Origin of the sequence: Streptomyces sp. ADI95-16 (genome assembly GCF_003721495.1) — a bacterium.
Taxonomy (GTDB): Bacteria; Actinomycetota; Actinomycetes; order Streptomycetales; family Streptomycetaceae; genus Streptomyces; species Streptomyces goshikiensis.
Window position 1 is genome coordinate 4190990 of record NZ_CP033581.1, and the last position, 19756, is coordinate 4210745.

18 protein-coding genes are annotated in these 19756 nt (G+C 69.6%); 10 read left to right on the top strand and 8 right to left on the bottom strand.

Going from position 1 to position 19756, the window contains the following annotated elements; genetic code table 11:
- Positions 1-79 precede the first annotated feature (79 nt).
- The 3 genes from EES41_RS18495 to EES41_RS18505 are packed head-to-tail and all read left to right on the top strand — an operon-like array spanning position 80 to position 2682.
- Positions 80-973 carry a GNAT family N-acetyltransferase gene (locus EES41_RS18495; protein WP_254211493.1) on the top strand — a complete coding sequence of 298 codons (894 nt, stop codon included), beginning with the start codon at positions 80-82 and terminating at the stop codon, positions 971-973.
- Positions 974-987: 14 nt separating this feature from the next.
- Positions 988-1449, top strand: coding sequence for a GNAT family N-acetyltransferase (locus EES41_RS18500; RefSeq protein ID WP_123079547.1), 462 nt, complete (start codon positions 988-990; stop codon positions 1447-1449).
- A 54-nt stretch (positions 1450-1503) separates the two neighbouring features.
- The gene (locus EES41_RS18505; RefSeq protein ID WP_123079548.1) at positions 1504-2682 is read left to right on the top strand and encodes a winged helix DNA-binding domain-containing protein; all 1179 of its coding nucleotides are present in this window, start codon (positions 1504-1506) and stop codon (positions 2680-2682) included.
- 37 nt (positions 2683-2719) lie between these two features.
- Here the strand turns inward: EES41_RS18505 and EES41_RS18510 are convergent, their stop codons facing one another.
- Positions 2720-4105, bottom strand: a complete 1386-nt coding sequence (locus EES41_RS18510) for a serine hydrolase (RefSeq protein ID WP_123079549.1) — start codon at positions 4103-4105, stop codon at positions 2720-2722.
- A 9-nt stretch (positions 4106-4114) separates the two neighbouring features.
- On the bottom strand, positions 4115-5578 hold the full coding sequence (gene dnaB, locus EES41_RS18515; protein WP_123082550.1) for a replicative DNA helicase: 1464 nt from the start codon (positions 5576-5578) through the stop codon (positions 4115-4117).
- A 452-nt stretch (positions 5579-6030) separates the two neighbouring features.
- Here dnaB and EES41_RS18525 point away from each other — a divergent pair, with 452 nt between their 5' ends.
- Entirely contained in the window at positions 6031-7368 is a 1338-nt protein-coding gene (locus EES41_RS18525; protein ID WP_123079550.1) for an MATE family efflux transporter, read from the top strand.
- 128 nt (positions 7369-7496) lie between these two features.
- Here the strand turns inward: EES41_RS18525 and rplI are convergent, their stop codons facing one another.
- The 4 genes from rplI to rpsF all read right to left on the bottom strand — a co-directional run bounded on the left by rplI (position 7497) and on the right by rpsF (position 9204).
- Entirely contained in the window at positions 7497-7943 is a 447-nt protein-coding gene (rplI, locus tag EES41_RS18530; RefSeq protein ID WP_008741674.1) for a 50S ribosomal protein L9, read from the bottom strand.
- 18 nt (positions 7944-7961) lie between these two features.
- Positions 7962-8198, bottom strand: a complete 237-nt coding sequence (gene rpsR, locus EES41_RS18535) for a 30S ribosomal protein S18 (protein WP_005315025.1) — start codon at positions 8196-8198, stop codon at positions 7962-7964.
- 43 nt (positions 8199-8241) lie between these two features.
- Positions 8242-8841, bottom strand: a complete 600-nt coding sequence (locus EES41_RS18540; RefSeq protein WP_123079551.1) for a single-stranded DNA-binding protein — start codon at positions 8839-8841, stop codon at positions 8242-8244.
- Positions 8842-8913: 72 nt separating this feature from the next.
- Positions 8914-9204, bottom strand: coding sequence for a 30S ribosomal protein S6 (gene rpsF / locus EES41_RS18545; protein ID WP_004950685.1), 291 nt, complete (start codon positions 9202-9204; stop codon positions 8914-8916).
- Positions 9205-9455: 251 nt separating this feature from the next.
- Here rpsF and EES41_RS18550 point away from each other — a divergent pair, with 251 nt between their 5' ends.
- From EES41_RS18550 to EES41_RS18560, 3 genes are all read left to right on the top strand, one after another.
- Positions 9456-9761, top strand: coding sequence for a hypothetical protein (locus EES41_RS18550; RefSeq protein ID WP_073774007.1), 306 nt, complete (start codon positions 9456-9458; stop codon positions 9759-9761).
- 139 nt (positions 9762-9900) lie between these two features.
- A complete protein-coding gene (locus EES41_RS18555) occupies positions 9901-11019 on the top strand; it encodes a peptidoglycan bridge formation glycyltransferase FemA/FemB family protein (RefSeq protein WP_008741671.1) in 1119 nt (372 codons plus the stop codon).
- A gap of 78 nt (positions 11020-11097) precedes the next feature.
- On the top strand, positions 11098-12129 hold the full coding sequence (locus EES41_RS18560) for an alanine racemase (RefSeq protein WP_073774006.1): 1032 nt from the start codon (positions 11098-11100) through the stop codon (positions 12127-12129).
- A gap of 36 nt (positions 12130-12165) precedes the next feature.
- Here EES41_RS18560 and EES41_RS18565 read toward each other — a convergent pair whose 3' ends face one another.
- A complete protein-coding gene (locus tag EES41_RS18565; RefSeq protein WP_123079552.1) occupies positions 12166-13644 on the bottom strand; it encodes a glycosyltransferase family 87 protein in 1479 nt (492 codons plus the stop codon).
- 86 nt (positions 13645-13730) lie between these two features.
- Positions 13731-16352 (bottom strand): transglycosylase domain-containing protein, encoded by a 2622-nt coding sequence (locus EES41_RS18570; protein ID WP_123079553.1) that lies wholly within the window; start codon positions 16350-16352, stop codon positions 13731-13733.
- A 274-nt stretch (positions 16353-16626) separates the two neighbouring features.
- On the opposite strand from EES41_RS18570, the gene EES41_RS18575 reads away from it, so the two are divergent.
- The 3 genes from EES41_RS18575 (at position 16627) to EES41_RS18585 (ending at position 19737) form a co-directional block, all read left to right on the top strand.
- On the top strand, positions 16627-17229 hold the full coding sequence (locus EES41_RS18575; protein ID WP_123079554.1) for a PadR family transcriptional regulator: 603 nt from the start codon (positions 16627-16629) through the stop codon (positions 17227-17229).
- Positions 17230-17279: 50 nt separating this feature from the next.
- Positions 17280-18362 (top strand): inositol-3-phosphate synthase, encoded by a 1083-nt coding sequence (locus EES41_RS18580; RefSeq protein ID WP_123079555.1) that lies wholly within the window; start codon positions 17280-17282, stop codon positions 18360-18362.
- Positions 18363-18468: 106 nt separating this feature from the next.
- The gene (locus tag EES41_RS18585) at positions 18469-19737 is read left to right on the top strand and encodes an MFS transporter (protein WP_123079556.1); all 1269 of its coding nucleotides are present in this window, start codon (positions 18469-18471) and stop codon (positions 19735-19737) included.
- Positions 19738-19756: the final 19 nt, after the last annotated feature.

Consider the following 19756-nt stretch of genomic DNA (forward strand, 5'->3'; position numbering starts at 1 on the left):
AAGGCATGTGGATGTTTCACGTGAAACATCCACTCCAAATCCTCTGGACGACCTCCCATCCATGATCCACTCTGAGGCCGTGACACCACCACAGCTCACCGAACTGCCGATCCGCGCGCTGACACCGGGGGACCTCCGCCGCTGCGCCGACCTGTCCCAAGACCGCGGCTGGCCCCGCGAGGACCACAAGTGGGGGCTGCTCCTCGCCGCCGGCGACGGCTACGGCATCGACGCCCCTGACGGGCAGGGCCTCGCCGCCGCCTGCGTCGTCACCCGGTACGGGCCCGACCGCGCCGCGCCTGACCTCGCCGCCATCGGGATGGTCCTCGTCGCCGACCGCTACGCCCGCCAGGGCCTCGGGCGCCGCCTGATGACGCACGTCTGTGACGACGTACTCAAGGGCATCCCGCTGACCCTGCACTCCACCCCCTACGGCCGGCCCCTCTACGAGGAACTCGGGTTCGACACCACGGGCCGCGCGGAGATGCTCCGGGGCACGTTCACGTACGACCCCGAGAACACCACCCCCGCGCCGGCCGCCGTCCAGGTCCGGCCGGCCACCGCCGAGGACCTCTCCCGGATCCTCCGCCTGGACGCCGACGTCTTCGGCGCCGACCGGACCCACATGATCACGCGGCTGCCCGCCTTCGCGGACCGGCTCGTGGTCGCGGAGGACCCGGCCGGCGAACTCATCGGCTACGCCGCCCTCTGGCCCAACATGGAGACCCATGTCATCGGCCCCCTGATCGCCCGCGACACCGCCGGCGCCCAGGCACTCGTCACCGCCCTCGCCGCCACCACCGACCGGCCCCTGCGCACCGACGTCGACGAGCGCCACGAGGAGCTCCTCGCCTGGCTCAAGGACCGCGGCCTCGGCTCCATCGCCTTCAACGCCGTCATGACCCGCGACATCCCGGGCCTGCCGGGTGACTGGACCCGCCGCTGGGCGCCCCTCACCGTGGCAGCCGGCTGAGAAAGGACCACCACATGACCGACACCCCCGAACTGGCCATCCGCCCCGCCACCGAGGAGGATCTGCCGGCCATCGTCGCGATGCTCGCCGACGACCCCCTCGGCGCCACCCGTGAGTCCCCTGACGACCTCACCCCGTACGCCGCGGCCCTGGGGCGGCTGGTCGAGGACCCTCACCAGCACGTGGTCGTCGCCGTACGGGGAGACCGGGTCGTGGGCACCCTCCAGCTCACCATCGTCCCGGGCCTCTCCCGCAAGGGGGCCACCCGCTCCATCATCGAGGGCGTACGCGTCCACGCCGATGAACGGGGCAGCGGCCTCGGTACCCGCTTCGTCGAATGGGCCGTGGACCAGTCCCGCCGTGAGAACTGCCAACTCGTCCAGCTCACCTCGGACGTGACCCGGACCGATGCCCACCGCTTCTATGAGCGGCTCGGGTTCACCGCCTCCCACGTCGGCTTCAAGCTGCAGCTCTGACGAGCGCCCGGCAGGGCCGGGTCGCCGTCGGCGGCCCGGCCTACGATCGGGAGAATGAGCCCCAGCCTCCCCCTCGTCACCACGGCCGAGCGCCGTCACCGGCTCGGGCGCCGGCACCGCCTGGCTCCCTCCGCCCGGGCCACCAGCGCCGCGCAGGCAGCGGACGCCGTCGTCGCCCTGCACGCCACCGACGCCGCGACCGTCTTCCTCTCCGCCCGCGCCCGCCTCTCCGAGGGGGACGGCCCGGCCGAGATCGAGAAGGCCCTCTACGAGGACGTCAGCCTCGTCCGGCTGCTCAGCATGCGCAACACGCTCTTCGCCGTCTCCACCGAACTCGCCCCGTACGTGGACGCCTCCACCGCCCGGGGTATCGCCGCCAAGGAACGCCGCACCCTCCTCAAGCACCTCGCCGAGGACGGCCAGGGCCTCGATGCCGCCTGGCTCGCCCAGGCGGAAGCCGATGCGCTCGCGGCCCTCGATGCCCAGGGGGCGTCCACCGGCAGCCAGATCTCCGCCGCCGTACCCGCCCTGCGCCGGAAGATCACCATCGGCCGGGGCAAGAAGTACGAGACCGAGGCCGGCGTCGCCACCCGCGTCATCCGTCTGCTCGCCGCCGACGGCAGGATCCGCCGCGACCGGCCCCGCGGCTCGTGGACCTCCAGCCAGTTCCGGTGGGTCCACACCCAACCCTGGCCCGCCCTGCCCGCTGCCGAGGCCCGCGCCGAGATCGCCCGCCGCTGGCTCCACGCCTACGGTCCGGCCACCGAGGCCGACCTCAGATGGTGGACCGGCTGGACCCTCACCGACGTACGCAAGGCCCTCGCCGCCGCCGGCGCCGACCAGGTCCGCCTCGACGACGGCAGCACCGCACTCGTCAGCCCCGGCGACACGGCGCCCGAACCCGCCCCGGAACCCTGGGCGGCCCTCCTGCCCGGCCTCGACCCCAGCGGCATGGGCTGGGCCGACCGCGGGTTCCACCTCGACCCCGCGCACCGGCCGGCCCTCTTCGACTACGCCGGCAACCTCGGACCCACCGTCTGGTGGAACGGCGAGATCGTCGGGGGCTGGGCACAGCGCCCCAGCGGCGAGATCGTCTGGCGTCTGCTGAGCGACCCCGGCCGAGCCGCCGGGGAAGCCGTCACCGCCGAGGCCGTCCGCCTCGCCCAGTGGCTGGGCGAGGCCCGTGTCACCCCGCGTTTCCGTACCCCGCTCGAACGCGAACTCGTGGCCTGAGCCCGCGGGAACGGGTCCGGGCGGTCCTGGAGAGGGGTCAGCCGATGCCCCGCCAGCCCTGCGGGTCCACCCCGCCGGGCACCGGCGCCTGGGGGTCGTAGGGCTCCCGGGTGAACACGAACGAGCCCAGATCGAGGTGGCTCACCGAACCGTCCTCCCGGCGAACCGCCCTCAGCGTCTCCCCCGCGTAGTAGCCGGACAGACCCGTCCAGCTGCCGTCCGGCCGGGCGCGGAACCGGGCGGCCCGGCCCACCGCGCCCACCGGGCGGAGCTCCAGCAGCCCGTCCGCCGTCAGCCGCAGCACCTGGGCCGAGGTCCCCCAGTACCAGGGCCCGCACAGCTCCAGCGCCACTTGGTCCGCCTCCCGGAACGGCCGCCACGGCTCCGGGAACCGCGGCTCCGCGTCCGCGACGATCGCCACCAGGTCGGCGGCCAGCGCCGTCGCGGGCAGCCCCGACGTGCAGTTGGCCAGCACCACCGCCGCCACGTCGTCCGCCTCGCTGAGCCACAGCCCCGCGACGAACCCCGGAAGCGAACCGCTGTGCCCCACGAGCCGGCGGCCGTCGCCGTCCATCAGCTGGAGGCCGAGCCCGTAGCCGACTTCGGCGAGGCCGGGCTCCGGCGGAGCCGCCGACGTCCGCATCTCCCGTACCGAATCCGCGCTCAGCACCCGCTCGTCACCGCGCGCCAGGAACGCCGCGAACCGCGCCAAGTCACCGGTCGTGGACCACAGCTGACCGGCCGGGGCCATCAGCCCCAGGTCTTCCAGCGGCTCCGGCATCATCACGTCCGCCCACGGATGCACCGCCCAGCCGCCGGCGTGCGGGGCCTGCGGCAGCGGGCTCGTACGGCCGAGCCCCAGCGGCTCCAGCACCTCGGCCCGCAGCACCTCGGCCCACGGCTTCCCGCGCACGGCCTCGGCGAGCGAACCGAGCAGCGTGTAGCCGGGATTGGAGTAGTGGTGGCGCCGCCCGGGCTCGTGCCGGAACGGCTCCTCCCCCAGTACGTCCGACAGCTCCGGCCGCAACGCCGCCGAGGACCGCTCCCACCACTCACCCGGGGTCTCCGCGGCCAACCCACCGGTGTGGGCCAGCAACTGGGCGACGGTCACCTCTCCGGCGCCGGTCCCCGGGAGGTGCTTCTCCAGCGGGTCTGCGAGCGCCAGCCGGCCCTCGTCGCGCAGCCGCATCACGAGAACAGCGGTGAAGGTCTTGGTGATCGACCCGATCCGGTACTGCACGTTCCCGTCGGGCCCGTGTCCCTCGACCGAGGTCCGGGAGCCCTCCCAGACCAGCTCGCCCCCGCGTACGACGGCCGCCACCACCGACGGCGCCCGCCCTTCGCTCTGGGCGACGGCGATCCGGTGCCTCAGCGCGCGCCGGGTCGCGGGGAGCAGATCAAGATCTTCAGATACGGCATCCATGATCGGATGCTACGTGTTGGCCATGTCCACGAACCGTGAGTAGTGGCCCTGGAAGGCCACCGTGATCGTCGCCGTGGGGCCGTTACGGTGCTTCGCCACGATCAGGTCCGCCTCGCCCGCGCGGGGCGACTCCTTCTCGTACGCGTCCTCACGGTGCAGCAGGATGACCATGTCGGCGTCCTGCTCGATCGAACCCGATTCACGAAGGTCGGAGACCATCGGCTTCTTGTCGGTGCGCTGCTCGGGACCACGGTTCAGCTGGGACAGCGCGATCACCGGGACCTCCAGCTCCTTCGCCAGCAGCTTGAGGTTTCGGGACATGTCCGAGACCTCCTGCTGACGGCTCTCGGGACGGCGCGAGCCACCCGACTGCATCAGCTGGAGGTAGTCGATGACCACGAGCGAGAGGTCGTGGCGCTGCTTGAGCCGACGGCACTTGGCCCGGATCTCCATCATCGACAGGTTGGGTGAGTCGTCGATGTACAGGGGGGCCGCGGACACGTCGGGCATCCGGCGGGCCAGCCGGGTCCAGTCGTCGTCCGTCATCGTGCCGGAGCGCATGTGGTGCAGCGCCACCCGGGCCTCCGCCGACAGCAGCCGCATCGCGATCTCGTTGCGGCCCATTTCGAGGGAGAAGATGACGCTCGGCAGGTTGCTCTTGATGGAGCAGGCCCGGGCGAAGTCCAGCGCGAGGGTGGACTTACCCATGGCGGGCCGGGCCGCGATGACGATCATCTGGCCCGGGTGCAGGCCGTTGGTGAGCGAGTCGAGGTCGGTGAAGCCGGTCGGAACGCCCGACATCTGGCCGCTGCGGGAGCCGATCGCCTCGATCTCGTCGAGGGCGCCTTCCATGATGTCGCCGAGCGGCAGGTAGTCCTCGGAGGTCCGCTGCTCGGTGACGGCGTAGATCTCTGCCTGGGCGCTGTTGACGATCTCGTCGACGTCGCCGTCGGCCGCGTATCCCATCTGCGTGATCTTCGTACCGGCCGCGACCAGCCGGCGCAGGACCGCCCGCTCGTGGACGATCTCGGCGTAGTACTCGGCGTTCGCCGCCGTGGGCACCGACTGGACCAGGGTGTGCAGGTACGAGGCCCCGCCGACCTTGCTGATCTCGCCGCGCCGGGTGAGCTCGGCGCCGACCGTGATCGGGTCGGCCGGCTCGCCCTTGGCGTACAGGTCGAGGATGGCCTGGTAGATCGTCTCGTGCGAGGGCCGGTAGAAGTCGTGTCCCTTGAGGACCTCGACCACGTCGGCGATGGCGTCCTTCGACAGCAGCATGCCGCCGAGGACGGACTGCTCGGCGTCGAGGTCCTGCGGCGGGACGCGCTCGAAGCCGCCGCCTCCGCCGTCCCAGGAGCCGCCCTCGCGGCCCCGGTCCTGCTGGTCGTCCCCGCGGCCGCGTCCCTCGCCGTTACGGCGCGGACGGGCGGGCAGACGGTCGCCTGGACCGCTGTCGGCCCAAGGGTCGTCCATGGGCTCGGGCATGCTCACCGGGCCGCCTCCTCCCGTCCGCAACGCGGACCTCGCCGTGCCACTCTTTCTACGACACGGCTCTGACATTTGGGGCACCCGAATCGGCTCTCGGCACGTCGGGCAACGCACAACGGTAGGGCCGTTGGCGACGTCAGCCAATCTTGTTATCCACAGGGTGTGTGGATGAGATGTGGATGACGGCACCAATGCTGTGGGTAACTCCGCCGAAGCTGTGCACGGACCGGGGGACGGGGCTGTGGACAAAATCACCTGCCCTACCCACACACCCATTTTGACCTGCGATTTCTTCTTCCACTGACTGTGGGGAAGAAAAATCTTGGCCACCACCTCAAGATCGCCTCCAACGGGGTGCGAAGAACGCCCAAGTCAGCACGTTAGTAAGGATCAAAAGACCCTTGTATCTATTACCTGTGGAAGATTAGATTGAGCACATGACACAGGCCACCGCAGCGCCGAAGGCTGCCCCGAGACGGCACGACCGCGAGATCCTCGCACTCGCCGTCCCCGCCTTCGGCGCCCTCGTCGCCGAGCCCCTCTTCGTGATGGCCGACAGCGCCATCGTGGGGCACCTCGGCACGCCCCAGCTCGCCGGCCTCGGCATCGCCGCCGCCCTGCTCACCACCGCTGTGAGCGTCTTCGTCTTCCTCGCCTACGCGACCACCGCGGCCGTCGCCCGCCGCGTCGGCGCGGGAGACCTCCAGGCGGCCATCCGGCAGGGCATGGACGGCATCTGGCTCGCCCTCCTGCTCGGCGCGGCCGTCATCGCCGTCGTCATGCCCGCAGCGCCCTGGCTGATCTCCCTCTTCGGGGCCTCGGACACGGTCGCCCCGTACGCGGTCACCTACCTGCGGATCTCCGCCCTCGGTATCCCGGCCATGCTGATGGTGCTCGCCGCCACCGGCGTCATCCGCGGGCTCCAGGACACCAGGACCCCGCTCTACGTGGCCATCGGCGGGTTCGCCCTCAACGGCGCCCTGAACGTCGCCCTCGTCTACGGCGCGGGTCTCGGGATCGCCGGATCCGCCTGGGGCACGGTCATCGCCCAGTGCGCCATGGCCGCCGCCTACCTCTTCGTGGTCGTCCGGGGCGCCCGCGAGCACCAGGCCTCCCTGCGCCCCGACCCGGCGGGCATCCGGGCCTGCGCCCAGGCCGGTGCCCCTCTGCTGGTCCGCACCCTGTCCCTGCGCGCCGTACTCATGATCGCCACGGCGGTCGCCGCACGGCTGGGCGACGCCGACATCGCGGCCCACCAGATCCTGCTCGCACTGTGGAGCCTGCTGGCCTTCGCCCTGGACGCGATCGCGATCGCGGGGCAGGCCATCATCGGCCGCTACCTCGGAGCCGGTGACACCCACGGGGCCAAGGCCGTCTGCCGGCGCATGGTGCAGTGGGGGATCGCCTCGGGCATCGTGCTCGGCCTGCTGGTCGTACTGGCCCGCCCGGTGTTCATTCCGCTGTTCACCAGCGACCCCACGGTAGAGAAGGCCCTGCTGCCCGCCCTGCTGGTCGTGGCGGTCTCCCAGCCCGTCTCCGGGATCGTCTTCGTCCTGGACGGTGTACTGATGGGCGCCGGCGACGGCCGTTACCTCGCCTGGGCGATGCTGCTGACCCTCGCCGTGTTCACCCCGGCAGCACTGCTCGTCCCGGCCCTCGGCGGGGGCCTGACCGCGCTCTGGTGGGCCATGACACTGATGATGGTGGTCCGGATGGCCACCCTCCAGCTCCGCGCCCGCTCCGGCCGCTGGCTGATCGCGGGGGCGACGCGTTGAGCGGGTTCCCTTGCCGCTGTGTTTCACGTGAAACACAGCGAGAGGTCCGCCCCTGTTTCACGTGAAACATCGCCCGGCAACGACGAAGGGCCGCACCCCATCGGGGTGCGGCCCTTCATGCGCAGCCCTTAGGCGGCGACGACCTCGATGCCCACGTTCGCGGCGACCTCGGCGTGCAGACGCACGGAGACCTGGTACGAACCGAGGGTCTTGATCGGGGAGCCCAGCTCAACGCGGCGCTTGTCGACCTTCGGGCCACCGGAAGCCTCGATCGCCGTGGCGATGTCGGACGGAGTGACGGAACCGAAGAGACGACCAGCGTCACCCGCGCGGGTGGCCAGACGGACCTTCACGCCCTCGAGCTTGGCCTTGAACTCGTTGGCCTGCTCGATGGTCGCGATCTCGTGGATCTTGCGGGCGCGGCGGATCTGCGCCACGTCCTTCTCGCCACCCTTGGTCCAGCGGATCGCGAAACCACGCGGGACCAGGTAGTTGCGAGCGTAACCGTCCTTGACGTCGACGACATCGCCGGCGGTGCCGAGGCCAGAGACCTCGTGGGTCAGGATGATCTTCATTATTCGGTCACCCTTTCCTTATCGCGCGGTGGACGTGTAGGGCAGCAGCGCCATCTCACGGCTGTTCTTCACGGCCGTGGCGACGTCACGCTGGTGCTGCGTGCAGTTGCCGGTAACGCGGCGGGCACGGATCTTGCCGCGGTCGGAAATGAACTTCCGCAGCATGTTCGTGTCCTTGTAGTCCACGTAAGCGGTCTTGTCCTTGCAGAACGCGCAGACCTTCTTCTTAGGCTTGCGCACAGGCGGCTTCGCCATTGTGTCTCTCCTGTGTGATCAAGAAGTGGGGATACGAGCTGCCCTAGAAGGGCGGCTCGTCCGAGTAGCCACCACCGGAGCCGCCGGAGCTTCCGCCCCAGCCGCCCCCGCCGCCGCCCTGCTGCTGCTGGCCGCCGGCCGGCGCGCTGGACGCCCACGGGTCGTCGGAGGGAGCTCCGCCGCCCTGAGGGGCGCCGCCGCTGGGGGCTCCGCCCCAGCCACCGCCGCCGCCACCCTGCTGCTGACCGCCGCCGCCGTATCCACCCTGAGCGCCGCGACCGGTGGTCTTGGCGACCTTGGCCGTGGCGGTCTTCAGGCTGGGGCCGACTTCCTCGACGTCCAGCTCGTAGACCGTGCGCTTGACACCCTCACGGTCCTCGTACGACCGCTGCTTCAGCCGGCCCTGCACGATGACGCGCATGCCCCGCTGAAGGGACTCGGCGACGTTCTCCGCCGCCTGACGCCAGACCGAGCAGGTCAGGAACAGGCCTTCGCCGTCCTTCCACTCATTGGTCTGCTTGTCGAAGATGCGGGGAGTGGACGCGACACGGAACTTCGCGACCGCCGCACCCGAGGGGGTGAAGCGCAGCTCGGGGTCGTCGACGAGATTGCCGACGACCGTGATGACGGTCTCGCCTGCCATGGATGAACCTCTCGGCGGGGATTGCTGCTGGGCTGCTGTGCTACTCGTTCCCGATTACCGCTGAACCGAAGTTCAGTGGGTCTCGGGGCGAAGGACCTTGGTCCGGAGAACCGACTCGTTCAGGTTCATCTGTCGGTCAAGCTCCTTGACGACCGCAGGCTCGGCCTGAAGGTCGATGACCGAGTAGATGCCCTCGGGCTTCTTCTTGATCTCGTAAGCGAGACGACGACGGCCCCAGGTGTCGACCTTCTCAACCTTTCCGTTGCCCTCACGGACGACGGAGAGGAAGTTCTCGATCAGCGGGGAGACAGCGCGCTCCTCGAGATCGGGGTCGAGGATGACCATCACTTCGTAGTGACGCATGTGGAACCCACCTCCTTTGGACTCAGCGGCCACGGTCGTTCCGTGGCAGGAGGGTCGTGATGCGTGGCACGGTGCCTGAGAACAGACACCGCGCAGACCGTACAGACTACCTGCTCGACTCCTTCCGGTTGAAATCCGGCAGGAGGAGGCCACAATCTGTACTCAACGGGTGCGCTCGGTGCTAGGCCCCCGGCTCCTCGCGGAGGCGGCCCCGGTGCACCGCTCTGCTTCAGCCAGGAGGTGCCTTTCCTATGGCACAGGCAATGCGACGCCAGTCCTCCATCTCCCTCTTCGCGACCGACGGCAAGCCCCACCCCCTGCAGGACACCCTGCTGGCGGTCACGCTGGTCCTCGGGGCCGTGGCGTTCGTCACGGCGTTCTTCCACAATCTCCACCTGCTCAGCTCGTGGACCGGGCTGATCGGAATCCTGACCGGCGCGTACGGACAGTTCATCTCCGTCACGACACGCGAGCGCTTCGCACTGATCATCGGCCTTGGCGCCTCGGCCATCGGCTTCTACCTCGGCATGGCGCACGGCGGTCTCTTCGGCGGCTGAGCGGCTGACCGGGGCATCTCCGCGACAAGGGCGCCGGCCGCCACGGGGACGGGCACGGCCCGTCCCCCAGATGGGTGGCGCCCTTGTCGCAGTAGGCTTCGCGCCATAGCCAGCGAAGCCGCCGGAGGAGACGCCCCGCATGAGCCTGTCCCTGAGGACCATCAGTCGAGAGCAGCATCTGGATTACCTCCAGAGCCTGCCCTCGGCGAGCCACTGCCAGGTCCCGGCGTGGGCCGACGTGAAGAACGAGTGGCGCTCCGAGAACCTCGGATGGTTCAACGAGTCGGAGGAACTCGTCGGCGCCGCCCTCGTGTTGTACCGGCAGCTGCCCAAGGTGAAGCGCTACCTCGCGTACCTGCCCGAGGGGCCGGTCATCAACTGGTACGCCCCGAATCTGGAGGAGTGGCTCCAGCCGATGCTGGCGCACCTGAAGCACCAGGGCGCCTTCACCGTGAAGATGGGCCCGCCCGTCGTGATCCGCCGCTGGAACTCGGCGGCCATCAAGGCCGGTATCCAGGACCCGAACGTCAAGCGACTGCGCGACGTGGAGGCTTCGGTCATCGAGCCCCGCGCCTTCGAGGTCTCGGACAAGCTGCGCCGGATGGGCTGGCAGCAGGCCGAGGACGGCGGCGCCGGCTTCGGCGACGTCCAGCCCCGTTACGTGTTCCAGGTGCCGCTGGCCAACCGCTCGCTGGACGACGTCCTCAAGGGCTTCAACCAGCTGTGGCGCCGCAACATCAAGAAGGCCGAGAAGGCCGGTGTCGAGGTCGTCCAGGGCGGCTACGACGACCTGCCGACCTGGCAGCACCTGTACGAGATCACGGCCGAGCGCGACAAGTTCCGCCCGCGCCCGCTCAGCTACTTCCAGCGTCAGTGGACGGCCCTCAACTCCGAGGACCCCAACCGGATGCGGCTGTACATCGCCACCCACGAGGGGGAGCCGCTGGCCGCCGCCACGATGCTCACCGTCGGCCAGCACGTCTGGTACTCCTACGGCGCATCGGCCAACCACAAGCGCGAGGTTCGGCCGTCGAACGCGATGCAGTGGCGGATGCTGCGCGACTCGTACGCGCTCGGTGCGAGCGTCTACGACCTGCGCGGCATCAGTGACACCCTGGACGAGAACGATCACCTGTTCGGTCTCATCCAGTTCAAGGTCGGCACCGGCGGCGAGGCCGTCGAGTACGTCGGCGAGTGGGACTTCCCGCTCAACAAGATGCTGCACAAGGCCCTCGACATCTACATGTCGCGGCGCTGATCCACACCGCACCGCACTGCTCCACACACACCGCACCGCTGCACAGGCAGCTGTTTTCCAGAGAGGCTCCGGACGGGCATGGCGCTCACGCTCTACGTCGACACCGCGCGCTGGCGTGCGCACCAGAAGCAGATCCAGGACCAGTTCCCCGGGCTGATCCCCGTCTGCAAGGGCAATGGCTACGGCTTCGGCCATGAGCGGCTGTGCGACGAGGCGACCCGGATGGGCGCCGACATCCTCGCCGTCGGCACCACGTACGAGGCCGCCAGCATCAAGGACTGGTTCGGCGGCGACCTGCTCGTCCTCACGCCGTTCCGGCGGGGCGAGGAACCGGTTCCCCTGCCGGACCGGGTCATCCGCTCGGTGTCCTCGGTGGACGGGGTCCGCGGCCTGGTCGGCGCCCGGGTGGTCATCGAGTGCATGAGCTCGATGCGCCGCCACGGCATCTCCGAGCAGGACCTGGGACTGCTCCACTCGGCGATCGAGGACGTCCGCCTGGAGGGCTTCGCCCTGCACCTGCCGCTGGACCGCCCCGACGGCTCGGACGCCGTCGAGGAGGTCATCGGCTGGATGGACCGGCTGCGCGCGGCCCGGCTGCCGCTGCACACGATGTTCGTGAGCCACCTCAAGGCCCAGGAGCTGACCAGGCTCCAGCAGCAGTTCCCGCAGACCCGCTTCCGGGCCCGTATCGGCACCCGGCTGTGGCTCGGCGACCACGAGGCCACCCAGTACCGCGGCGCGGTCCTGGACGTCACGCGCGTGTCGAAGGGCGACCGGTTCGGCTACCGCCAGCAGAAGGCCGCGTCCGACGGCTGGCTCGTCGTGGTCGCGGGCGGCACCTCGCACGGGGTGGGGCTGGAGGCTCCCAAGGCCCTCCACGGGGTCATGCCGCGCGCCAAGGGCGTGGCCCGCGCGGGCCTGGCCACGGTGAACCGGAACCTGTCCCCGTTCGTCTGGGCGGGCAAGCAGCGCTGGTTCGCGGAGCCGCCGCACATGCAGGTGTCGATCCTGTTCGTGCCCTCGGACGCGACCGAGCCGAAGGTCGGCGACGAGCTGGTGGCGCACCTGCGGCACACCACCACCCAGTTCGACCGGGTGCTCGACGCCTGATCCACCGGGTGGTGACGGGCCGGCCGCGGGGGCCGCTCAGTCCCTGAGGTCCGCTCCCCACTCGACCCGCTGTCCCTGCGAAGGCGCCGCGTACTGCGGCGCCTTCGTCATGTGCGACAGGGTGAACACGTCCTCGGCGCCGTCCAGGACGCCGCCGGAGGGGTCGTCCGAACCGTCCTGGCGCACCACGTCCCGTTCGGGCAGCAGGATGTCGCGGACGACGACGGCGCACAGGTAGAGCGTCGCGATCAGGTGGGCGGCGATCGCCACCTGGTAGCCCTCCACGGGCAGGCCCTGGTGCTTGTCCCCGCTGGTCGTGTAGGCGAGGTAGAACCAGATGCCGAGGAAGTACATGACCTCGCCGGCCTGCCAGATCAGGAAGTCCCGCCAGCGCGGCCGGGCCAGCGCGGCGAGCGGGATGAGCCACAGCACGTACTGCGGCGAGTAGACCTTGTTGGCCAGGATGAACGCGGCCACGACGAGGAAGGCCAACTGCGCGAAGCGGGGACGCCGCGGGGCAGCCAGGGTGAGCAGGCCGATGGCGGCGCACAGCAGCAGCGTCAGGACCGTCGCGTAGGTGTTGGCGCCGTCGAGGGGGTTGCCGGAGCGCTGGGAGATCAGCAGCCACACGGAGCCGAAGTCGATGGGCCGTTCCTGGCTGAAGACGTAGAACCGCTTCCAGCCGTCCCAGGCGAAGTACATGACCGGCCCGTTGACCAGGAGCCAGGAGCCGGCCGCGCCCAGCAGGGCGGCGCCGAACGCGCGCCACTTCCCGGCCCGCCAGCAGAGCACGAACAGCACGCCGAGCAGCAGTACGGGGTAGAGCTTGGCGGCGGTGGCCAGGCCGATGAACACGCCGAACAGGACCGCGCGGCCACGGGCCCACATCAGCGTCGCGGCGGCGGTCAGGGCGATGGCCAGCAGGTCCCAGTTGATCGTCGCGGTGAGGGCGAAGGCGGGCGCGAGGGCGAAGAGCAGCGCGTCCCAGGGCCGGCGGCGGTGGGTGCGGGCGACACAGTAGGCGATGACCACGGCGCAGATCATCAGCATGCCCGCGTTGACCATCCAGTACATCTGCTCGCGGTGCTGGATGGAGCCGCCGCCCGGGGTGAGCCAGGAGGCGAACTGCATGAAGGCGCCGGTCAGGACCGGGTACTCGACGTACTGCATGTCGCCGTACTTCGGGTCGCCGTCGGGGAACCGGTCGAAGTACGGGACGAGGCCGTCGGCGAAGCCGCGCGCGGAGTACAGGTGCGGGATGTCGGAGTAGCAGGCGTGGGTGTACTGCGAACCCGCTCCCTGGAACCAGGCCCAGTCGTAACAGGGGAGCTTCTGGACCATGCCGAGCGCGAACATCCCGAGGGCGACGAGGATGACGACCCGCACGGGAGTCAGCCAGTGGCCGCCCAGCCGGGCGCGGCGGCCGAGCGGGCCGCCGATGAGTTCGCTGCCGGCCGCGGCGACCTCGTCCTGCTGGGTGGGCAGTACGGGCCGTTCCTCGTGCACCTTCGTCATGCGCACATCCTGCCGTACGGGGCCGGGCATGAGGGAGGGCCGCCGCACGGAGTGCGACGGCCCTCGTCAGCGCGGGGCGGGGCGGGTCAGCCCCCGGTACCGGCGGTGGTCCCGGTGGACGTGCCGCCCCAGCCGGTGATGCCGCCCGGCCGGCCCGGCTTGCCCGTGGGCGGCGACGGAGTCCCGGAGGTTCCGCCGTCGGCGCCTCCGCCAATGGCGCCTCCGCCGTTGACACCCCCTCCGTTGGCTCCGCCGTTGTCGGCGCCGCTGGTGGTGCCCCCGTTGGTCGTCGGGTCGTAGCACACCCGCCACGGCTTGCAGGAGGGCTTGCCGCCGTTGGACGGGCTCGGGGAGACCGGGGGCGAGGTGCTCGGCGACGTGGACGGCGACGGCGGCACGGACGGCGAGGGGGCGACCGAGGGGCTCGGGGAGGGCGCGCCGGAGGCGTCCGCGGTGACGCCGATGTCGTCGGGCTCGGGGAACTCCTTGGACGGGAGTCCCTTGAGCGCCTCGCGCATGTACTCGGTCCAGATCACGGTCGGGATGTCACCACCGTGGATGGAGTCGACACCACCCACGTGGTTCATGGACATCAGCTTCTTGTCCGCCGAGGTGGGGTCGGTACGGAACAGGGTGACCGCGGTGGACAGCTCCGGGGTGTAGCCGACGAACCAGGCCGACTTGTTCTTGTCGGTGGTGCCGGTCTTGCCCGCGACGGGCCGGTTGAGCTTCTTGGCCTTGACGCCGGTGCCGTTCTGGACGACGTTCTCCAGCACCTTGGTGACGTTGTCGGCGACGGCGTTGTCCATGGCGCGCTGCGCCTTGGGAGCCTCGAAGCCGGGCAGCTCCTTGCCGTCCTGCTCGACCTTGGTCACCGAGAACGGCTCGTGGTGGGTACCGGAGGCGGCGAAGGTGGCGTACGAGTCGGCCATCCGGATGGCGCTGGGGGTGGAGGTGCCCAGCGCGAAGGAGGCGGTGTTGTCCGGGTCCATCGAGTCGGTGAGGATGCCCGTGGACTTGGCCACGTCGCGGACCTTGCTGTGGCCGACGTCGAAGACGAGCTGCGCGAACGGAACGTTGATGGACTTCTCCATCGCCTCGTTCAGGGTCACGTATCCGTAGGGGGTCGAGCTCTCGTTCTTCTGCTGGAACGGCTTGCCGTTGCTGCCCGTCAGCGGCTTGCCCTGACGGTTGTTGATCACGGTGAGGTCGTTGGCCGGGTACTTGCTGTCGACCGAGAGGCCCGACCCGTTCGAGTTCTGGGTGCCGTACTCCAGCGCCGCCGCCAGCACGTACGGCTTCCAGGTCGAGCCGACCGGTACACCGATGGTGTTGGCGTTGTTGGTGAAGTGCTTCTTGTCCCAGCCCGGACCGCCGTACATGGCCACGATCGCCCCGGACTTCACGTCCACGGAGGCGGCGCCGAACTGCACGAAGGTGTCGTAGTCAGGACGCTTCTTCTCGTCGAGGAAGTCGTCGCGCGTCTCCTCGACGGCCTTGACCAGGGCGTCCACCCTCGGCTTCTCGAAGGTGGTGTGGATCTGGTAGCCGCCCAGGGCCATCTTCTCGGCCGGGATGTCCTTGGTCTTCATCACGTACTGCTTGGCGGTCTCGACCAGGTAGCCGATCTGGCCGGACATGCCTCGGGCCAGTTCGGAGTCCACCAGCTTGGGGAACTCCTTGATCTGGTCCCGGTCCGCCTTCTGCATCCGGCCGACCTGGACCTCGCGGTCCAGCACCCAGGCCCAGCGCTGCCGGGCTCGCTCGGTGTTGGCCTGCGGGGTGGCGGCGGTGCCGATGCCACCGTCCGGGTTGTACAGGTTCGGCCCCTTGAGCACGGAGGCGAGGAAGGCGCTCTCGGAGGGCGTGAGCTCCTCGCAGTCCTTGCCGAAGTAGGCCCGGGCGGCGGCCTGGATGCCGTAGGCGTCCCGGCCGTAGTAGGCGGTGTTGAGGTAGCCCGCGAGGACGTCGTCCTTCTCGGCGCTCACACCCAGCTTGATTGCGATGAAGAGCTCGGTGACCTTGCGCTTGAGCGTCTGGTCGGAGTCGAGGTAGGTGTTCTTCACGTACTGCTGGGTGATGGTCGAGCCGCCCTGGGTCGAGCCGCCCTTGGCCATGTTCCACACGGCGCGGGCGATACCCATGGGGTCGACGCCCTTGTCGGTCTCGAAGGACTCGTTCTCGGCCGAGATCACCGCGTCCTGCATCGAGCGGGGGATCTTGGAGATCGGGACGATCTGCCGGTTCATGGAACCGCCGGTCGCGACCATCTGAGTGCCGTCGGCCCAGAAGAAGACGTTGTTCTGCGCCTGGGCGGCCAGATTCGGGTTCGGCGTGTTCACCATGGCGATGCCGATGCCGGCGCCGGCGGTGACGACCGCGAAGAAGCCCAGCGCGGTGCCGCCGACGAGCTTCCAGGACGGCACGAAGCGCTTCCAGCCGCCCTTGTCGGACCGCGGGTAGTTGATCAGCCGCTTGTCCGGGCGCCCCGCGCCCCTGCCCGCCTGACCGCGGCCGCGGGGGCCGGACCCCCGCTGGGTGGATCTGCGGGCATCGGCGCGGCCGGCCGGCTCGCCGTAAGGGACGCTCGGGGACGCGGTGGGTACGTCGCGTCCGGCGCCGGGGCGCTGCTGGGCGGCCCGGCGGGGCGCGGCGCGTCCGCCGCCCTGGGGTTCGGGCTGGGGCGGTTTGCGGCGGTGCTCGCTCATCGAACGACTACTCCTCGGCCAGGCGAGTGGCCTGGAAGCGGCAGGTGAGTTCCGGTCCCCCCGGTGTCATGGCGCACAGACTACGCACGCTCAAAACCCAATCAGTGTCGAAGTTCACCCCAAATCAGGCAACTTGCCTCGTACGAATTGGTGATGTGATGCCGGTCACTACGCCACCTCTTGTCGCCGGGGGCAGCCCGTTCTATCGTCTGGATGTATCGAGTCGATACATCAGCTCGACATAATGACTCAGGGGCGGAGGAGAGGCAGGCGGATGAGCAGACGCTCAGGCATCCTCGAGTTCGCCGTCCTCGGCCTGCTTCGCGAATCCCCCATGCACGGCTACGAGCTGCGCAAGCGGCTCAACACCTCGCTGGGTGTGTTCAGGGCGTTCAGCTACGGGACGCTCTATCCCTGCCTCAAGACGCTGGTCGCCAACGGCTGGTTGATCGAGGAACCGGGCAGCGCCCCGGAAGACGCTCTCGCCGCTTCACTCGCAGGGCGCCGCGCCAAGATCGTCTACCGGTTGACGGCGGCGGGTAAGGAGCACTTCGAGGAGCTCCTTTCCCACACCGGGCCGGACACCTGGGAAGACGAGTCCTTCGCCGCCCGCTTCGCCTTCTTCGGCCAGACCGAACGTGAAGTGCGGATGCGGGTGCTGGAGGGTCGCCGCAGCCGGCTGGAAGAGCGCCTGGAGAAGATGCGGGCTTCGCTCGCCCGCACGCGGGAACGCCTCGACGACTACACGCTTGAACTGCAGCGACACGGAATGGAATCCGTGGAGCGCGAAGTCCGCTGGCTGAACGAGCTGATCGAGAGCGAGCGGGCGGGACGGGACCAGAGAAATCCCGGCCCGCCCGACGAAACTGCAAAGTGAGGTCTGCGATCTCGCAGACCTCGTCCGAGAACAAACAGGGAGCAACCGGAATGGGTTCGGTTCGCGTAGCCATCGTCGGCGTGGGCAACTGCGCCGCCTCGCTGGTGCAGGGCGTCGAGTACTACAAGGACGCCGACCCGGCGGCCAAGGTCCCCGGTCTGATGCACGTCCAGTTCGGCGACTACCACGTGCGTGACATCGAGTTCGTCGCCGCGTTCGACGTCGACGCGAAGAAGGTCGGCCTCGACCTCTCCGACGCCATCGGCGCCAGCGAGAACAACACCATCAAGATCTGCGACGTCCCGAACGCCGGTGTGACCGTTCAGCGCGGCCACACCTACGACGGTCTGGGCAAGTACTACCGCATGACCATCGAGGAGTCCGCCGAGGCTCCGGTCGACGTGGTGCAGATCCTCAAGGACCGCCAGGTCGACGTTCTGATCTGCTACCTGCCCGTCGGTTCCGAGGACGCTGCGAAGTTCTACGCGCAGTGCGCCATCGACGCCAAGGTCGCGTTCGTCAACGCCCTCCCGGTCTTCATCGCCGGCACCAAGGAGTGGGCGGACAAGTTCACCGAGGCCGGTGTCCCGATCGTCGGCGACGACATCAAGTCGCAGGTCGGCGCCACCATCACGCACCGCGTGATGGCGAAGCTGTTCGAGGACCGCGGTGTCCGTCTTGAGCGCACCATGCAGCTCAACGTCGGCGGCAACATGGACTTCAAGAACATGCTTGAGCGCGACCGCCTGGAGTCGAAGAAGATCTCCAAGACGCAGGCCGTCACCTCGCAGATCCCCGACCGTGAGCTCGGCGAGAAGAACGTCCACATCGGCCCGTCCGACTACGTCGCGTGGCTCGACGACCGCAAGTGGGCCTACGTCCGCCTCGAAGGCCGCGCCTTCGGCGATGTCCCGCTGAACCTCGAGTACAAGCTCGAGGTGTGGGACTCCCCGAACTCCGCCGGTGTCATCATCGACGCCCTGCGCGCCGCGAAGATCGCCAAGGACCGCGGTATCGGTGGCCCGATCCTGTCGGCTTCCAGCTACTTCATGAAGTCCCCGCCGGTGCAGTACTTCGACGACGAGGCGCTGGCCAACGTCGAGAAGTTCATCAGGGGCGAGGTCGAGCGCTAGTCGAACCCCAAGGGTCCGCGAGGACACCTGGACTTCGGCTGTTCTTCCGCGGAGGGTCCCCGGGCAATACGCCCGGGGACCCTCCGCGTATGTGACCCTTGCCCTCATGCCTGTCGTACGTGATCTGCGCGTACTCCTGCGCTTGAGGGATTTCCGCAACCTGCTCGCCGTACGGCTGCTCTCCCAGGCCGCGGACGGCGTGTACCAGGTCGCGCTCGCCACGTACGTGGTCTTCTCCCCGGAGAAGCAGGCCTCGCCCGCGGCCATCGCCTCGGCCATGGCGGTCCTGCTCCTGCCCTACTCGGTGATCGGCCCCTTCGCCGGCGTGCTGCTGGACCGCTGGCGGCGCCGCCAGGTCTTCCTCTACGGCAACCTGCTGCGGGCCGTCCTGGCCTGCGTCACCGGCCTGCTGATCGTCGCGCACGTCCCCGACTGGCTCTTCTACGCCTCAGCCCTGTCCGTGACCGCCGTCAACCGCTTCGTCCTGGCCGGACTCGCCGCCTCGCTGCCCCGGGTCGTCGGCCCGGACCAACTGGTCACCGCCAACGCCCTGTCGCCCACCGCCGGGACCCTCGCGGCGACCGCCGGCGGGGGACTGGCCTTCCTCGTACGGCTGCTGGCCTCGGACTCCAATGCCCTCGTCGTCCTGCTCGGGGCCCTGCTGTATCTGGCCGCCGCCCTGATGTCCCTGCGCCTGGCCATCGGGCTCCTCGGACCCGACCACCCCCCTGGCCACTCCCATCCGTCCGTAGCCGAGGGGATCGCCCTGACCGTCCGGGGCATGACCGAGGGCCTGCGGCACCTGGCCGAGCGGCGCGAGGCCGCCCAGGCGCTCGCCGCGATGACCATGATGCGGTTCTGCTACGGCGCGCTGACGGTCATGCTGCTGACCCTCTGCCGCTACTCCTGGTCGGACAACGAGTCGGACGGCCTGGCCCTGCTGGGCATCGCGGTCGGGGTCTCCGGCGCCGGATTCTTCACGGCCGCCGTCATCACGCCCTGGCTCGTGGGCCGGCTGGGCACGCGCGGCTGGATCACGGCCTGCTCCGCCGGCGCCGCGGTCCTGGTCCCCGCACTGGGCCTGTTCTTCGCCCCGGGCCCGATGCTGGCCGCTGCCTTCGTACTGGGCCTCGCCACCCAGGGCGCCAAGATCTCCACCGACACCGTCGTGCAGTCACAGGTGGACGATGAGTTCCGGGGCCGCGTCTTCTCCGTCTACGACGTGCTGTTCAACGTCGCGTTCGTCGGGGCCGCCGCGGTCGCCTCCCTGATGCTTCCCGCCGACGGCCAGTCGGTCGTACTGATCATGAGCGTGTCCGTCGTGTACGCCGTGACCGCGGCGCTCCTGCGGCGCCAGGGGCGATGTTTCACGTGAAACATCGGCTCGGGCTGAT

Bases quoted from the DNA above. Each gene is read 5' to 3' on its own strand.
- EES41_RS18500 (WP_123079547.1), top strand. From the start codon at position 988: ATGACCGACACCCCCGAACTGGCCATCCGCCCCGCCACCGAGGAGGAT.
- EES41_RS18505 (WP_123079548.1), top strand. From the start codon at position 1,504: ATGAGCCCCAGCCTCCCCCTCGTCACCACGGCCGAGCGCCGTCACCGG.
- EES41_RS18510 (WP_123079549.1), bottom strand. From the start codon at position 4,105: ATGGATGCCGTATCTGAAGATCTTGATCTGCTCCCCGCGACCCGGCGC.
- dnaB (WP_123082550.1), bottom strand. From the start codon at position 5,578: ATGGACGACCCTTGGGCCGACAGCGGTCCAGGCGACCGTCTGCCCGCC.
- EES41_RS18525 (WP_123079550.1), top strand. From the start codon at position 6,031: ATGACACAGGCCACCGCAGCGCCGAAGGCTGCCCCGAGACGGCACGAC.
- rplI (WP_008741674.1), bottom strand. From the start codon at position 7,943: ATGAAGATCATCCTGACCCACGAGGTCTCTGGCCTCGGCACCGCCGGC.
- rpsR (WP_005315025.1), bottom strand. From the start codon at position 8,198: ATGGCGAAGCCGCCTGTGCGCAAGCCTAAGAAGAAGGTCTGCGCGTTC.
- EES41_RS18540 (WP_123079551.1), bottom strand. From the start codon at position 8,841: ATGGCAGGCGAGACCGTCATCACGGTCGTCGGCAATCTCGTCGACGAC.
- rpsF (WP_004950685.1), bottom strand. From the start codon at position 9,204: ATGCGTCACTACGAAGTGATGGTCATCCTCGACCCCGATCTCGAGGAG.
- EES41_RS18550 (WP_073774007.1), top strand. From the start codon at position 9,456: ATGGCACAGGCAATGCGACGCCAGTCCTCCATCTCCCTCTTCGCGACC.
- EES41_RS18555 (WP_008741671.1), top strand. From the start codon at position 9,901: ATGAGCCTGTCCCTGAGGACCATCAGTCGAGAGCAGCATCTGGATTAC.
- EES41_RS18560 (WP_073774006.1), top strand. From the start codon at position 11,098: ATGGCGCTCACGCTCTACGTCGACACCGCGCGCTGGCGTGCGCACCAG.
- EES41_RS18565 (WP_123079552.1), bottom strand. From the start codon at position 13,644: ATGACGAAGGTGCACGAGGAACGGCCCGTACTGCCCACCCAGCAGGAC.
- EES41_RS18570 (WP_123079553.1), bottom strand. From the start codon at position 16,352: ATGAGCGAGCACCGCCGCAAACCGCCCCAGCCCGAACCCCAGGGCGGC.
- EES41_RS18575 (WP_123079554.1), top strand. From the start codon at position 16,627: ATGAGCAGACGCTCAGGCATCCTCGAGTTCGCCGTCCTCGGCCTGCTT.
- EES41_RS18580 (WP_123079555.1), top strand. From the start codon at position 17,280: ATGGGTTCGGTTCGCGTAGCCATCGTCGGCGTGGGCAACTGCGCCGCC.
- EES41_RS18585 (WP_123079556.1), top strand. From the start codon at position 18,469: ATGCCTGTCGTACGTGATCTGCGCGTACTCCTGCGCTTGAGGGATTTC.